The organism is Enterobacter hormaechei ATCC 49162 (assembly GCF_001875655.1).
In the GTDB taxonomy this organism is placed as follows: domain Bacteria; phylum Pseudomonadota; class Gammaproteobacteria; order Enterobacterales; family Enterobacteriaceae; genus Enterobacter; species Enterobacter hormaechei.
On the sequence record NZ_MKEQ01000002.1, the window covers coordinates 172,059 to 185,148 of the forward strand.

Genomic DNA, 13,090 nt, shown 5'->3' on the forward strand with positions numbered 1-13,090 from the left:
CCGGATCACAGGTTAAGGTTTTACTGAGAAGGATAAGGTCATGCGCCATCGTAAGAGTGGTCGTCAACTGAACCGCAACAGCAGCCATCGCCAGGCTATGTTCCGCAACATGGCAGGTTCACTGGTTCGTCATGAAATCATCAAGACGACCCTGCCTAAAGCGAAAGAGCTGCGTCGCGTAGTTGAGCCGCTGATTACTCTTGCCAAGACTGACAGCGTTGCTAATCGTCGTCTGGCATTCGCCCGTACTCGTGATAACGAGATCGTGGCAAAACTGTTTAACGAACTGGGCCCGCGTTTCGCGAGCCGTGCCGGTGGTTACACTCGCATTCTGAAGTGTGGCTTCCGTGCAGGCGACAACGCGCCGATGGCTTACATCGAGCTGGTTGATCGTTCAGAGAAAGCAGAAGCTGCTGCAGAGTAATCTGTAGTAACGTAAAAAAACCCGCCTCGGCGGGTTTTTTTATATCCGCAGAATCTCCACTTATCTACAATGGCTGTATCTTTTCTGCTCACCCCTGGAGTTCATTATGTGGTTGCTCGATCAGTGGGCTGAACGCCATATTTGTGATGCCCTAAACAAAGGTGAGTTCGATAATCTTCCCGGTAGCGGTGAGCCGCTGGTGCTGGATGATGATTCACATGTTCCACCTGAATTACGGGCCGGTTATCGATTATTGAAAAACGCAGGATGTTTACCCCCTGAACTTCAGCAACGTAATGAAGCCGTAGAGCTTGCCGATCTGCTTAAAGGTATTCATAAGGACGACCCGCGGTTCTCTGAAATCAGTCGTCGGTTAGCACTCATCGAACTAAAACTTCGCCAGACGGGAATGAAAACTGACTTTTTGCATGGTGAGTATAGTGAAAGGTTAATGCAAAAAATAAACGAGGAGTAGCCATGTACCGCATAGGTGAACTTGCGAAACTTGCTAACGTAACGCCGGATACTATCCGCTACTACGAAAAGCAGCAGATGATCGATCATGAGGTCAGAACGGAAGGCGGATTTCGCCTTTATACGGATAACGACCTGCAACGGCTCCGTTTTATCCGCTATGCCCGGCAGCTCGGCTTCACGCTGGAGTCGATCCGTGAACTGCTGTCGATCCGTATCGATCCTGAACACCATACGTGTCAGGAATCTAAAAGCATCGTTCAGGCCCGGCTGGATGAAGTTGAAGCGCGAATTCATGAGCTTCAGACCATGCAGCGATCTCTGCAAAGGTTAAATGACGCGTGCTGTGGTACCGCTCATAGCAGCGTTTATTGCTCAATACTGGAAGCACTTGAACAGGGCGCCAGTAGTGAAACTCAGGGCTGTTGATTTTTTATCAGCCAGGGACTAGACTCCCGCCGACATTAACTATGCTCAGGAGAAATGATGAGCCGCTATCAGCATACTAAAGGACAAATTAAGGATAACGCCATTGTGGCATTGCTTCACGATCCACTTTTCAGACAACGCATTGAGAAGAACAAAAAAGGAAAAGGAAGTTATTTGCGTAAAGGTAAACATGCACAACGGGGTAACTGGGAGGCCAGTGGCAAGCAAGCTAATCGCTTTTTTACCACTGGCCTTTCTGTTTCTGTCGCCTGATTAAACGCGATTATTCTGCTCTTTTAACAGATCGCGAATTTCAGTCAGTAAGACTTCTTCTTTAGTTGGTGCTGGCGGGGCAGCAGCCGGTTCTTCTTTTTTACGGTTAAGTCTGTTGATGAGTTTGATCGCCATGAAAATGGCAAATGCCACAATCACGAAATCAAATACGTTCTGAATGAATACGCCATAGTGCATTACAACCGCAGGGATATCACCCTGAGCTTCCCGAAGGGTGAAGGCGAATTGTTTGAAATCAATGCCTCCGATCAACAGTCCTAACGGCGGCATAATAATGTCGGCAACTAATGATGAAACGATCTTACCGAACGCCGCACCAATAATGACACCCACAGCCAAATCCACTACATTCCCGCGCATCGCAAATTCGCGAAATTCTTTAATAAAACTCATTATGTTCTCCTTGTGCCAGCTGACGCCTATAAGTTTAACAAATGATTAGCTAATTGCCATTGGGGATAAATAATCGTTATGAAAAATAAAAGGCATGAAAATTAGAAGGTTAATATTTGGGTGCTCTCGTCTGAGCACCCAAATCATTACAGGAAGAACGGGCTTGGCTGGAATAAACGCTCGACGTCGGTAATAAATTTTTTATCGGTCAGGAACATAATAACGTGGTCACCCTGCTCGATACGTAAATTATCATTGGCGATCATAACATCATTACCTCGCACTACGGCGCCGATAATGGTGCCAGGTGGAAGTTTAATTTCATCGATCGCGCGACCCACAACGCGCGACGTCGTTTCATCCCCGTGAGCGACGGCTTCAATGGCTTCAGCAACTCCACGACGAAGAGATGACACGCCGACAATATCCGCTTTACGCACGTGGCTTAGCAGGGCAGAGATGGTGGCTTGCTGGGGTGAAATAGCAATATCAATTACGCTTCCCTGTACCAGGTCGACATAAGCCTTACGCTGGATAAGCACCATCACTTTTTTCGCCCCCATACGCTTAGCGAGCATAGCGGACATAATATTCGCTTCGTCGTCGTTGGTGACGGCAATAAAAAGATCGACCTGATCGATATGCTCTTCGGCCAGTAATTCCTGATCCGAAGCATCCCCATAGAACACAATGGTGTTCTGTAGTTTTTCAGCCAGCTCCGACGCGCGCTGCTGATCTCGTTCGATCAGCTTCACGCTGTAGTCTTTTTCCAGTCGTCTCGCCAGGCCTGCACCAATATTACCACCGCCGACCAGCATAATACGTTTATACGGTTTTTCGAGACGCTGTAGCTCACTCATCACCGCACGGATATGCTGGGAAGCCGCAATAAAGAAGACTTCATCTCCGGCTTCGACAATGGTGGAACCTTGCGGACGGATAGGCCTGTCGTGACGGAAAATCGCCGCAACACGCGTATCAATATGTGGCATATGCTCGCGCATTGTCGACAGGGCATTACCAATCAGCGGGCCGCCGTAATAGGCCTTCACGACCGCCAGGCTTACTTTTCCTTCAGCAAAGTTCACAACCTGCAACGCGCCCGGATACTCAATCAGACGATAAATACTGTCGATAACCAGCTGTTCTGGCGCAATAAGATGGTCGATGGGTACCGCTTCGGAATTAAACAGCTTCTCCGCATCCCGGACATAGTCTGGGGAGCGAATGCGGGCGATGCGGTTCGGGGTGTTGAATAGCGAGTAGGCCACCTGACATGCAACCATGTTGGTTTCATCAGAACTGGTTACTGCAACCAGCATATCGGCATCGTCCGCGCCCGCCTCCCGAAGCACTCGGGGATGAGAGCCGTGCCCCTGCACAACACGAAGATCAAACTTGTCCTGCAAAACGCGCAGGCGATCGCCATTGGTATCCACAATGGTGATATCGTTGTTTTCGCCCACGAGATTTTCCGCCAGCGTTCCGCCAACTTGCCCTGCACCCAGAATGATAATTTTCATCTTTCGTGACCTGTTCTCTACATCACTTTTTGATTAGCTTAGCGTAAAAGAAGCCATCACCCTCTTCAGCGCCCGGCAGATTTTGCAGACCCGGGTGCTCAGGCGTCCCCGTATCGTGCAGCGTAGCGTCCGGGGTGCGTTTCAGGAAAGCCGCAATTTGCTGACTGTTCTCTTCCGGGAGAACAGAGCAGGTTGCATACACCAGGGTTCCGCCGGGTTTGAGATGTGGCCAGATGGCATCCAGAATTTCGGATTGCAACTGGGCAAGCTCCTTGATATCACGATCGCGACGCAGCCATTTTATATCGGGATGACGGCGAATCACGCCGGTTGCAGAGCAGGGGGCGTCCAGCAAAATACGATCGAACCGGGTATCACCACACCAGTCTGCGGGTGTGCGGCCATCGCCTTGCTTAACCTGTGCTTTCATACCCAGACGCTTAAGGTTGTCATAGACGCGTGAAAGGCGCTGCTCATCAACATCCACGGCCATCACGTTGGCCCGCGGTGCCACTTCCAGAATGTGCGTTGTTTTACCCCCTGGCGCGGCACAGAGATCGAGGATCTGCTCCCCGTCCTTCGGTTCAAGCCAGGTCATGCAGCCCTGAGCGGATGCATCCTGTACCGTTACCCAGCCTTCTTCAAAGCCGGGTAGAGCATGTACTGGTGCCGCGGAGGCTAAACGAACCGCATCAGGATAAGCAGCATGTGTGAAGCCGCCCATTCCTGCCTCTTCCAGCAGGGCCAGCCATGCGTCGCGTGTATGATGATTACGATTGACGCGTACCCACATCGGTGGACGCTGGTTATTGGCGTCAGCAATGTCTTTCCATTGCTGTGGGTAGGCTTTTTTAAGGCGATTCAGCAGCCATTCAGGGTGCAGGAAGCGCGCTTCGCTTTGCGCAAATTCTGCCAGCAGTTCGTCCTGCTGACGCTGGAACTGACGAAGTACGCCGTTGATCAACCCTTTCAGCTGAGGACGTTTAATCGCTACGGCACCTTCCACTGTTTCAGCCAGTGCAGCATGAGGTGGAATGCGGGTATGAAGAAGCTGGTAGAAACCGACCATGATCAAATAATGTACGGTACGCTGCTTGCCGCTCATCGGGCGTGACATCAGCTTGTTGATTAACCACTCAAGCTGAGAGAGGGTGCGCAGCACGCCAAAGCACAGCTCCTGAAGCAGGGCTTTGTCTTTATCGGAAACCTTTTGTTGCAGTGGAGGCAGGACATTACTCAATGACTGGCCCTGCTCGATAACCTGCTCAACGGCCTGAGCCGCCATAGTGCGTAGATTTTGTCTTTTCATAACCGTAAAAATAAAAATGCCCGGAAACACCGGGCCTTAAGAGTAAATTTGTTCAGGCAAGGCGATTGCCAGGGATGAACCATTCACGACGGGAATTTAATAGATCCTGCGCGCTCATCGCCTTTTTACCGGCCGGTTGCAGCGATTCAAGATTCAAAATCCCTTCTCCGGTCGCAACCTGGATACCGTTTTTGCTGGCGTCGATAATCGTACTGGGCTCTGCCGATGTATTGCCGTTAATAACTGAAGCTTTCCAGACTTTCACTGGCTGCTCGTCAATCATCAACCAGCTCATTGGCCATGGGTTAAAGGCGCGGATGCAGCGTTCGAGTTGAGCTGCGGACAGAGACCAGTCGATCCGGGCTTCTTCTTTACTCAATTTTTCAGCATAGGTCACGTGCGCCTCATCCTGAACTTCGGGTTTCGCTGTATTGTCAGCAAGCTGTTGCAACGTTTCGATCAGCCCCTGCGGGCCGAGATCCGCCAGCTTGTCATACAGCGTGGCGCTGGTATCTTCTGAGGTAATGGGGCACGACAGTTTATACAGCATGTCGCCCGTGTCTAAACCTACGTCCATCTTCATGATTGTCACGCCAGTTTCAGCATCGCCTGCCCACAGAGCGCGCTGAATAGGGGCAGCACCACGCCAGCGTGGGAGCAAGGAACCATGGACATTAATGCAGCCCAGGCGGGGCATATCGAGTACCGCTTTCGGCAGAATGAGGCCGTAAGCCACAACTACCATCACGTCGGCGTTCAGGTCTGCCACTAACTGCTGGTTTTCCTGAGGTCGCAAAGACGCAGGCTGGAATACCGGTAAACCATGCGTTTCTGCCAGCACTTTAACCGGGCCTGGCATCAGTTTTTTACCGCGGCCAGCCGGACGGTCCGGCTGAGTAAATACGCCAACAATTTGATGACCAGACGATAACAGCGCGTCAAGATGACGCGCTGCAAAATCAGGGGTACCCGCGAAGATTATACGTAGTGATGTAGACACGTTATTCCTTGTATCCGGGGGCGTTAAGCGCGAGAACGCAAACGATCCAGTTTCTCAACTTTCTGACGAATACGCTGTTGCTTCAGCGGTGAGAGGTAATCGATAAACAGTTTACCGACCAGGTGATCCATCTCATGTTGAATGCAGATTGCCAGCAGATCGTCGGCTTCCAGCTCAAACGGATTGCCGTCACGATCCAGTGCACGGATTTTAACTTTTTCGGCACGTGGCACCAAAGCGCGCTGTTCAGGGATAGACAGACAGCCTTCCTCAATACCCGTTTCGCCACTTTTTTCCAGCAGCTCAGGGTTGATCAGTACCAGACGCTCATCGCGATTTTCAGAAACGTCGATAACAATAATACGTTTGTGAATGTCTACCTGAGTCGCGGCAAGGCCAATGCCTTCTTCAGCGTACATGGTATCGAACATATCATCGACGATACGCTGAATTTCTGCATTCACTTCTTTAACCGGTTCCGCGACGATGCGAAGGCGCTCGTCAGGAATATGTAACACTTGCAAAACTGCCATAAATTTCCAGAGTCGTGTTCAGGAGTTGATAAGAATATTACTTCTATTCTAGACAAATCCCCGGTCGATTGACAGCATCAGTGACCAATCGCAAAGATTGCTGAGGCTGCTTATGGCAGGGAAAAGGATGACGCCCACAGAGATATGGTTACGGCTTATAAACATCGGATCGTTATACGGTGATGCGATGCTGGACACCGCTCAGCGGTTGCTTCGCCAGGCGACCGTTGATGCTGAAGCTGTCAAAGAGGCAGGTCTTTCGGCCAAACATGCCGTAAAGTTTTTCTCATTCCGGGAGAGTGAGCTTGAACGAAGTCTGGAATGGCTGGAACACACGGACAACCATCTAATCACGGCTGATGATCCTCGCTTTCCGCCATTATTGCGTACTATTCCTGATTTTCCCGGGGCGCTATTTGTGCGAGGCCGCGTTGACGTACTTAATAGCATGCAGCTTGCGGTTGTGGGCAGCCGTGCGCCCTCGTGGTACGGCGAGCGTTGGGGGAAAATGCTGAGTGAACAGTTGTCCCAATGTGGCTTCACGATCACCAGTGGCCTGGCTTGCGGCATCGATGGCGTGGCTCATCATGCGGCGCTGTCAGCAAAAGGGCGAAGCGTTGCTGTGCTTGGCAATGGTCTTTTTAGTATCTACCCGCGTCGTCATCACATTCTGGCTGAGCAACTTATCGCTTCAGAGGGAGCGATAGTGTCTGAGTTTTCACTCTCATCACCGCCCAGACCGGGTAACTTTCCACGGCGTAACCGGATCATCAGCGGATTAAGCCAGGGCGTGCTGGTGGTTGAAGCTGCCATTCGGAGTGGATCGCTGGTTACCGCAAGGTGCGCGCTGGAGCAGGGGCGTGAAGTTTTTGCGCTGCCCGGCCCGTTGGGGAACCCTGGCTGCGAAGGTCCTCACTGGCTGATAAAACAGGGGGCGACGCTGGTGACCTGTAAAGAGGATATCCTGGAAAATTTGCAGTATGGATTGCATTGGTTGCAGGATGATCGCCAAAAGCGACATATTTCATCGGATCAGGAGGCAGTAGCATTGCCATTTCCCAAGCTCCTGGCTAACGTAGGAGATGAGGTAACACCTGTTGACGTTGTCGCTGAACGTGCCGGCCAACCTGTGCCAGTAACGGTAGCACAGCTACTCGAACTGGAGTTAGCAGGGTGGATCGCAGCTGTACCCGGCGGCTATGTCCGATTAAGGAGGGCATGCCATGTTCGACGTACTGATGTATTTGTTTGAGACTTACATCCACAACGAAGCAGAAATGCAGGTGGATCAGGACAAATTAACACGGGATCTGACCGACGCAGGTTTTGAGCGGGAAGATATCTATAATGCGTTGATGTGGCTGGATAAGTTGGCTGATTATCAGGACGGCCTCGCCGAACCGATGCAGCTTGCTTCTGACCCATTGTCAGTGCGCATCTATACAGCTGAAGAGTGTGAAAGGCTGGATGCCAGCTGCCGGGGATTCATTTTATTCCTCGAGCAGATTCAGGTGCTAAACCTCGAAACGAGAGAGATGGTGATAGAGCGCGTCATGGCGCTGGATACTGCTGAGTTTGAACTGGAGGATCTGAAATGGGTGATCCTGATGGTTCTGTTCAACATTCCGGGCTGTGAAAATGCCTATCAGCAAATGGAAGAATTACTCTTTGAAGTGAATGAAGGTATGCTGCATTAATTCTATGTGCAGCAACAAGAGTTGTTATGGCCAAATCAGCACTCTTTACGGTGCATAAAAACGAGCCCTGCCCACAGTGTGGGGCTGAACTTGTCATTCGGTCCGGGAAACACGGTCCGTTTCTCGGTTGTTCACACTATCCGGAATGTGATTATGTCCGTCCCCTGAAAAGCCAGGCGGACGGACATATCGTCAAAATTCTGGAGGGACAGCTTTGTCCCTTCTGTGGCGGTGAACTGGCACTGCGTCAGGGACGTTTCGGGATGTTTATCGGATGCAGCCGCTATCCGGAATGTGAGCATACGGAACAAATTGACAAGCCAGATGAAACGGCAATTGCCTGCCCTCAGTGTCAGCGTGGTCAACTGGTGCAGCGCCGCTCTCGTTATGGCAAGACCTTCCATTCGTGCGATCGCTATCCTGAATGCCAGTTCGTTATCAATTTCAAGCCAGTAGCGGGCGTCTGCCCTCATTGCGATTATCCGTTACTTATAGAAAAGAAAACCGCGCAAGGCTTGAAACGCTTTTGCGCCAGTAAACAATGTGGAAAGCCGGTTTCGGCGGATTAAATCAGTGAATAATAACCTGCCATCAGGCTCCATCGCGCAGGCGGTGGAAACCCTGAAAAAAGAAGAAGTCATCGCCTATCCAACAGAAGCTGTTTTCGGGGTCGGGTGCGATCCTGACAGCGAAGTCGCCGTTAACCGTCTGTTGGCGCTAAAACAGCGACCTGTCGAAAAGGGATTGATTTTGATTGCTGCGAGCTACGAGCAGCTTAAGCCTTATATTGATGATTCCATGCTGACACCTGCACAGCGGGAAACCATTTTCTCTGCGTGGCCAGGTCCCGTGACGTTTGTTTTCCCGGCACAACCGACAACGCCGCGCTGGTTAACCGGGCGTTTCGATTCACTCGCGGTACGTGTCACCGACCATCCGCTGGTGGTGGAGTTATGCCAGGCATTTGGTAAACCCCTGGTTTCAACCAGCGCCAACCTGACCGGGCTTCCCCCTTGTCGGACAACCGAAGAAGTTCTGGCGCAGTTCGGAAATGATTTTCCGGTAGCCGTGGGTGAAACCGGGGGGCGTCTTAACCCGTCAGAAATTCGCGATGCTTTGACCGGCGAACGTTTTCGCCAGGGATAATGTTATGGAAACCTATGCTGTTTTTGGTAACCCGATCGCGCACAGCAAGTCGCCTTTGATCCATCAGCTATTTGCAGAGCAATTGCAGATAGATCACCCGTATGGTCGGGTTCTTGCGCCTGTTGATGCATTTATACCGACGCTGAATAGCTTTTTTGATGCGGGTGGTAAAGGTGCGAACGTCACGGTGCCTTTTAAAGAAGAGGCTTTTGGGTATGCGGATGAACTGACCGAGCGTGCGTCGCTCGCTGGTGCCGTCAATACACTTAAGCGGCTTGAAGATGGTCGCCTTCTGGGCGATAACACCGATGGTATTGGTTTACTCAGCGATCTGGAGCGACTGTCGTTTATTAAACCAGGCTTTCGGATCCTGCTGATCGGTGCGGGTGGCGCGTCGCGCGGCGTATTGCTTCCTCTTCTTTCGCTGGATTGTGCGGTGACAATCACCAACCGTACTTTCTCCAGAGCAGAAGAGCTGGCGGCGTTGTTCGCACATACAGGTAGCGTAACTGCGGTAGCACTTGACGATCTCGCGGGTCACGAGTTTGACCTTGTGATTAATGCCACCTCCAGCGGAATTAATGGAGAAATCCCGGCGATTCCCGCCTCCCTGATTCATTCCCATATCTTCGCCTATGACATGTTTTACCAAAAAGGGAAGACGCCATTCCTGACCTGGTGCGAACAACAGGGGGCAAAACATCTGGCTGATGGTCTGGGCATGCTGGTGGGACAGGCGGCTCATGCGGTGTTACTCTGGCATGGCGTGTTACCCTCTGTAGAACCGGTGATCGAAAAACTGAAACAGGAACTGACGGCGTGAATCAGGCGATTCATTTTCCCGACAGAGAAATCTGGGATGAGAACAAGCAAGCGGTTTGTTTCCCGGTGCTGGTGCATGGAATGCAGTTAACCTGTGCGATTAAACGGGAAACGCTGCTCCAGCGCTTTGGTGGTTCAGATCCGTTAGCGGTCTTTTGCGAAAATCGCTGGGATCTGGAAGAGGAAGCCAGCGATTTGATCCGCGATCAGCAGGAAGACGATCAGGGCTGGGTCTGGTTATCCTGATCCAGATAATCATTCTTCCATTTAACGTAGTTGTTCGCTGAGTATTTCAATCCTTCGATCTCCGCCTCTTTTAAGGGGCGGATCTGTTTAACCGGGCTGCCTAAATAGAGATAGCCACTTTCCAGGCGTTTGTTTTGCGGAACGAGGCTTCCTGCGCCAATCATTACGTCATCTTCTACTATGACGCCATCCAGCAAAATCGATCCCATCCCAACGAGAACCCTGTTACCGATCGTGCAGCCGTGGAGCATCACTTTATGACCGACAGTAACATCTTCCCCAATGATGAGCGGATTGCCCTCAGGGTTATAAGATGACTTATGAGTCACATGCAGCACGCTGCCGTCCTGAATATTGGTGCGAGCACCGATTGCAACGTAGTTCACATCGCCCCTAATCGCGACGAGTGGCCAGATGCTGACATCATCGGCCATTCGGACATCGCCAATGACTACGCTGCTGGCATCGATCATCACGCGATCGCCTTTTTGGGGGAACAGATCTTTATAAGGACGTAATACTGCAAACATATCTACCTCGATACAGATGAGCGCTATAAAGAAGACTTTGATCGTATTCCTGGAGCGAGGCAAGGCAAAATGCGTCAATTTTTGCGCGGATCGGGTGGGTTTTCAGCGAAAAGCACGGAAAATCATCAGTTGGAAAAAAAGATCTAAAAAATACTTGTGCTAAAAACTGGGATCCCTATAATGCGCCTCCATCGACACGGCGGATGTGAATCACTTCACAGACAGCCCGGTCGGTTGAAGAGAAAAAATCCTGAAAATCAGGGTTGACTCTGAAAGAGGAAAGCGTAATATACGCCACCTCGCGACAGAGCGCTGAAGCGCGTCGCAACTGCTCTTTAACAATTTATCAGACAATCTGTGTGGGCACTCAAAGTGACATGGATTCTTAACGTCGCAAGACGAAAAATGAATACCAAGTCTCTGAGTGAACATACGTAATTCATTACGAAGTTTAATTCACGAGCATCAAACTTAAATTGAAGAGTTTGATCATGGCTCAGATTGAACGCTGGCGGCAGGCCTAACACATGCAAGTCGAACGGTAACAGGAAGCAGCTTGCTGCTTCGCTGACGAGTGGCGGACGGGTGAGTAATGTCTGGGAAACTGCCTGATGGAGGGGGATAACTACTGGAAACGGTAGCTAATACCGCATAACGTCGCAAGACCAAAGAGGGGGACCTTCGGGCCTCTTGCCATCGGATGTGCCCAGATGGGATTAGCTAGTAGGTGGGGTAACGGCTCACCTAGGCGACGATCCCTAGCTGGTCTGAGAGGATGACCAGCCACACTGGAACTGAGACACGGTCCAGACTCCTACGGGAGGCAGCAGTGGGGAATATTGCACAATGGGCGCAAGCCTGATGCAGCCATGCCGCGTGTATGAAGAAGGCCTTCGGGTTGTAAAGTACTTTCAGCGGGGAGGAAGGTGTTGAGGTTAATAACCTCAGCAATTGACGTTACCCGCAGAAGAAGCACCGGCTAACTCCGTGCCAGCAGCCGCGGTAATACGGAGGGTGCAAGCGTTAATCGGAATTACTGGGCGTAAAGCGCACGCAGGCGGTCTGTCAAGTCGGATGTGAAATCCCCGGGCTCAACCTGGGAACTGCATTCGAAACTGGCAGGCTAGAGTCTTGTAGAGGGGGGTAGAATTCCAGGTGTAGCGGTGAAATGCGTAGAGATCTGGAGGAATACCGGTGGCGAAGGCGGCCCCCTGGACAAAGACTGACGCTCAGGTGCGAAAGCGTGGGGAGCAAACAGGATTAGATACCCTGGTAGTCCACGCCGTAAACGATGTCGACTTGGAGGTTGTGCCCTTGAGGCGTGGCTTCCGGAGCTAACGCGTTAAGTCGACCGCCTGGGGAGTACGGCCGCAAGGTTAAAACTCAAATGAATTGACGGGGGCCCGCACAAGCGGTGGAGCATGTGGTTTAATTCGATGCAACGCGAAGAACCTTACCTACTCTTGACATCCAGAGAACTTTCCAGAGATGGATTGGTGCCTTCGGGAACTCTGAGACAGGTGCTGCATGGCTGTCGTCAGCTCGTGTTGTGAAATGTTGGGTTAAGTCCCGCAACGAGCGCAACCCTTATCCTTTGTTGCCAGCGGTTAGGCCGGGAACTCAAAGGAGACTGCCAGTGATAAACTGGAGGAAGGTGGGGATGACGTCAAGTCATCATGGCCCTTACGAGTAGGGCTACACACGTGCTACAATGGCGCATACAAAGAGAAGCGACCTCGCGAGAGCAAGCGGACCTCATAAAGTGCGTCGTAGTCCGGATTGGAGTCTGCAACTCGACTCCATGAAGTCGGAATCGCTAGTAATCGTGGATCAGAATGCCACGGTGAATACGTTCCCGGGCCTTGTACACACCGCCCGTCACACCATGGGAGTGGGTTGCAAAAGAAGTAGGTAGCTTAACCTTCGGGAGGGCGCTTACCACTTTGTGATTCATGACTGGGGTGAAGTCGTAACAAGGTAACCGTAGGGGAACCTGCGGTTGGATCACCTCCTTACCTTAAAGAACCTGCCTTTGTAGTGCTCACACAGATTGTCTGATGAAAAGTAAATAGCAAGGCGTCTTGCGATTGAGACTTATACGTCCCCTTCGTCTAGAGGCCCAGGACACCGCCCTTTCACGGCGGTAACAGGGGTTCGAATCCCCTAGGGGACGCCACTTGCTGGTTCGTGAGTGAAAGTCACCTGCCGTCATATCTCAAAACTGACTTGCGAGTCATGTTTGAGATATTTGCTCTTTAAAAATCTGGATC

At 51.3% G+C, this 13,090-nt stretch carries 16 protein-coding genes, 1 tRNA gene and 1 rRNA gene; 12 read left to right on the forward strand and 6 right to left on the reverse strand.

All coding sequences use genetic code 11. The features are described from left to right. Nucleotides 1-40: 40 nt before the first annotated feature. The 4 genes from rplQ (at nucleotide 41) to BH712_RS19905 (ending at nucleotide 1,600) form a co-directional block, all read left to right on the forward strand. The gene (rplQ, locus tag BH712_RS19890; RefSeq protein ID WP_001216368.1) at nucleotides 41-424 is read left to right on the forward strand and encodes a 50S ribosomal protein L17; all 384 of its coding nucleotides are present in this window, start codon (nucleotides 41-43) and stop codon (nucleotides 422-424) included. A 106-nt stretch (nucleotides 425-530) separates the two neighbouring features. Beyond that, nucleotides 531-899: a DnaJ family domain-containing protein gene (locus BH712_RS19895; RefSeq protein WP_006812193.1), complete on the forward strand. Its 369-nt coding sequence runs from the start codon at nucleotides 531-533 to the stop codon at nucleotides 897-899. 2 nt (nucleotides 900-901) lie between these two features. Continuing rightward, nucleotides 902-1,327 (forward strand): Zn(2+)-responsive transcriptional regulator, encoded by a 426-nt coding sequence (gene zntR, locus BH712_RS19900; RefSeq protein ID WP_006812192.1) that lies wholly within the window; start codon nucleotides 902-904, stop codon nucleotides 1,325-1,327. A gap of 57 nt (nucleotides 1,328-1,384) precedes the next feature. Beyond that, nucleotides 1,385-1,600: an alternative ribosome-rescue factor A gene (locus BH712_RS19905; protein ID WP_032674079.1), complete on the forward strand. Its 216-nt coding sequence runs from the start codon at nucleotides 1,385-1,387 to the stop codon at nucleotides 1,598-1,600. Here the strand turns inward: BH712_RS19905 and mscL are convergent, their stop codons facing one another. The 5 genes from mscL to def all read right to left on the reverse strand — a co-directional run bounded on the left by mscL (nucleotide 1,601) and on the right by def (nucleotide 6,379). Continuing rightward, nucleotides 1,601-2,014 carry a large-conductance mechanosensitive channel protein MscL gene (mscL, locus tag BH712_RS19910; RefSeq protein ID WP_003863335.1) on the reverse strand — a complete coding sequence of 138 codons (414 nt, stop codon included), beginning with the start codon at nucleotides 2,012-2,014 and terminating at the stop codon, nucleotides 1,601-1,603. A 146-nt stretch (nucleotides 2,015-2,160) separates the two neighbouring features. Continuing rightward, the gene (gene trkA / locus BH712_RS19915; protein WP_003863337.1) at nucleotides 2,161-3,537 is read right to left on the reverse strand and encodes a Trk system potassium transporter TrkA; all 1,377 of its coding nucleotides are present in this window, start codon (nucleotides 3,535-3,537) and stop codon (nucleotides 2,161-2,163) included. A gap of 22 nt (nucleotides 3,538-3,559) precedes the next feature. After that, nucleotides 3,560-4,846 (reverse strand): 16S rRNA (cytosine(967)-C(5))-methyltransferase RsmB, encoded by a 1,287-nt coding sequence (gene rsmB, locus BH712_RS19920; RefSeq protein ID WP_006812190.1) that lies wholly within the window; start codon nucleotides 4,844-4,846, stop codon nucleotides 3,560-3,562. Between the two features lie 52 nt (nucleotides 4,847-4,898). After that, nucleotides 4,899-5,846, reverse strand: a complete 948-nt coding sequence (gene fmt / locus BH712_RS19925; protein ID WP_006812189.1) for a methionyl-tRNA formyltransferase — start codon at nucleotides 5,844-5,846, stop codon at nucleotides 4,899-4,901. A 23-nt stretch (nucleotides 5,847-5,869) separates the two neighbouring features. Beyond that, on the reverse strand, nucleotides 5,870-6,379 hold the full coding sequence (gene def, locus BH712_RS19930; protein WP_006812188.1) for a peptide deformylase: 510 nt from the start codon (nucleotides 6,377-6,379) through the stop codon (nucleotides 5,870-5,872). 127 nt (nucleotides 6,380-6,506) lie between these two features. Here def and dprA point away from each other — a divergent pair, with 127 nt between their 5' ends. Genes dprA through BH712_RS19960 form a run of 6 tightly spaced genes read left to right on the forward strand, consistent with a single transcriptional unit; the run spans nucleotide 6,507 to nucleotide 10,290 of the window. Then, nucleotides 6,507-7,631, forward strand: coding sequence for a DNA-protecting protein DprA (dprA, locus tag BH712_RS19935; RefSeq protein WP_032674078.1), 1,125 nt, complete (start codon nucleotides 6,507-6,509; stop codon nucleotides 7,629-7,631). After that, nucleotides 7,603-8,076 carry a DUF494 family protein Smg gene (gene smg / locus BH712_RS19940; RefSeq protein ID WP_000460665.1) on the forward strand — a complete coding sequence of 158 codons (474 nt, stop codon included), beginning with the start codon at nucleotides 7,603-7,605 and terminating at the stop codon, nucleotides 8,074-8,076. The genes dprA and smg overlap by 29 nt, the downstream gene beginning before the upstream one ends. Nucleotides 8,077-8,102: 26 nt before the next feature. Next, the gene (locus tag BH712_RS19945; RefSeq protein WP_006812186.1) at nucleotides 8,103-8,645 is read left to right on the forward strand and encodes a DNA topoisomerase family protein; all 543 of its coding nucleotides are present in this window, start codon (nucleotides 8,103-8,105) and stop codon (nucleotides 8,643-8,645) included. 4 nt (nucleotides 8,646-8,649) lie between these two features. Then, on the forward strand, nucleotides 8,650-9,222 hold the full coding sequence (gene tsaC, locus BH712_RS19950; protein WP_006812185.1) for an L-threonylcarbamoyladenylate synthase type 1 TsaC: 573 nt from the start codon (nucleotides 8,650-8,652) through the stop codon (nucleotides 9,220-9,222). Between the two features lie 4 nt (nucleotides 9,223-9,226). After that, a complete protein-coding gene (aroE, locus tag BH712_RS19955; RefSeq protein ID WP_006812184.1) occupies nucleotides 9,227-10,045 on the forward strand; it encodes a shikimate dehydrogenase in 819 nt (272 codons plus the stop codon). Then, nucleotides 10,042-10,290, forward strand: coding sequence for a DUF1488 family protein (locus BH712_RS19960; protein WP_006812183.1), 249 nt, complete (start codon nucleotides 10,042-10,044; stop codon nucleotides 10,288-10,290). The genes aroE and BH712_RS19960 overlap by 4 nt, the downstream gene beginning before the upstream one ends. On the opposite strand, the gene BH712_RS19965 is transcribed toward BH712_RS19960, so the two are convergent. Continuing rightward, nucleotides 10,266-10,820 (reverse strand): gamma carbonic anhydrase family protein, encoded by a 555-nt coding sequence (locus BH712_RS19965; protein ID WP_003863357.1) that lies wholly within the window; start codon nucleotides 10,818-10,820, stop codon nucleotides 10,266-10,268. The genes BH712_RS19960 and BH712_RS19965 overlap by 25 nt on opposite strands. Before the next feature lie 473 nt (nucleotides 10,821-11,293). Between BH712_RS19965 and BH712_RS19970 the strand changes: the two genes are divergently transcribed. Both BH712_RS19970 and BH712_RS19975 read left to right on the forward strand, forming a co-directional pair. Beyond that, nucleotides 11,294-12,835: ribosomal RNA gene (locus BH712_RS19970) — 16S ribosomal RNA — on the forward strand. A gap of 85 nt (nucleotides 12,836-12,920) precedes the next feature. After that, nucleotides 12,921-12,996, forward strand: a tRNA-Glu gene (locus BH712_RS19975). Nucleotides 12,997-13,090 lie beyond the last annotated feature (94 nt).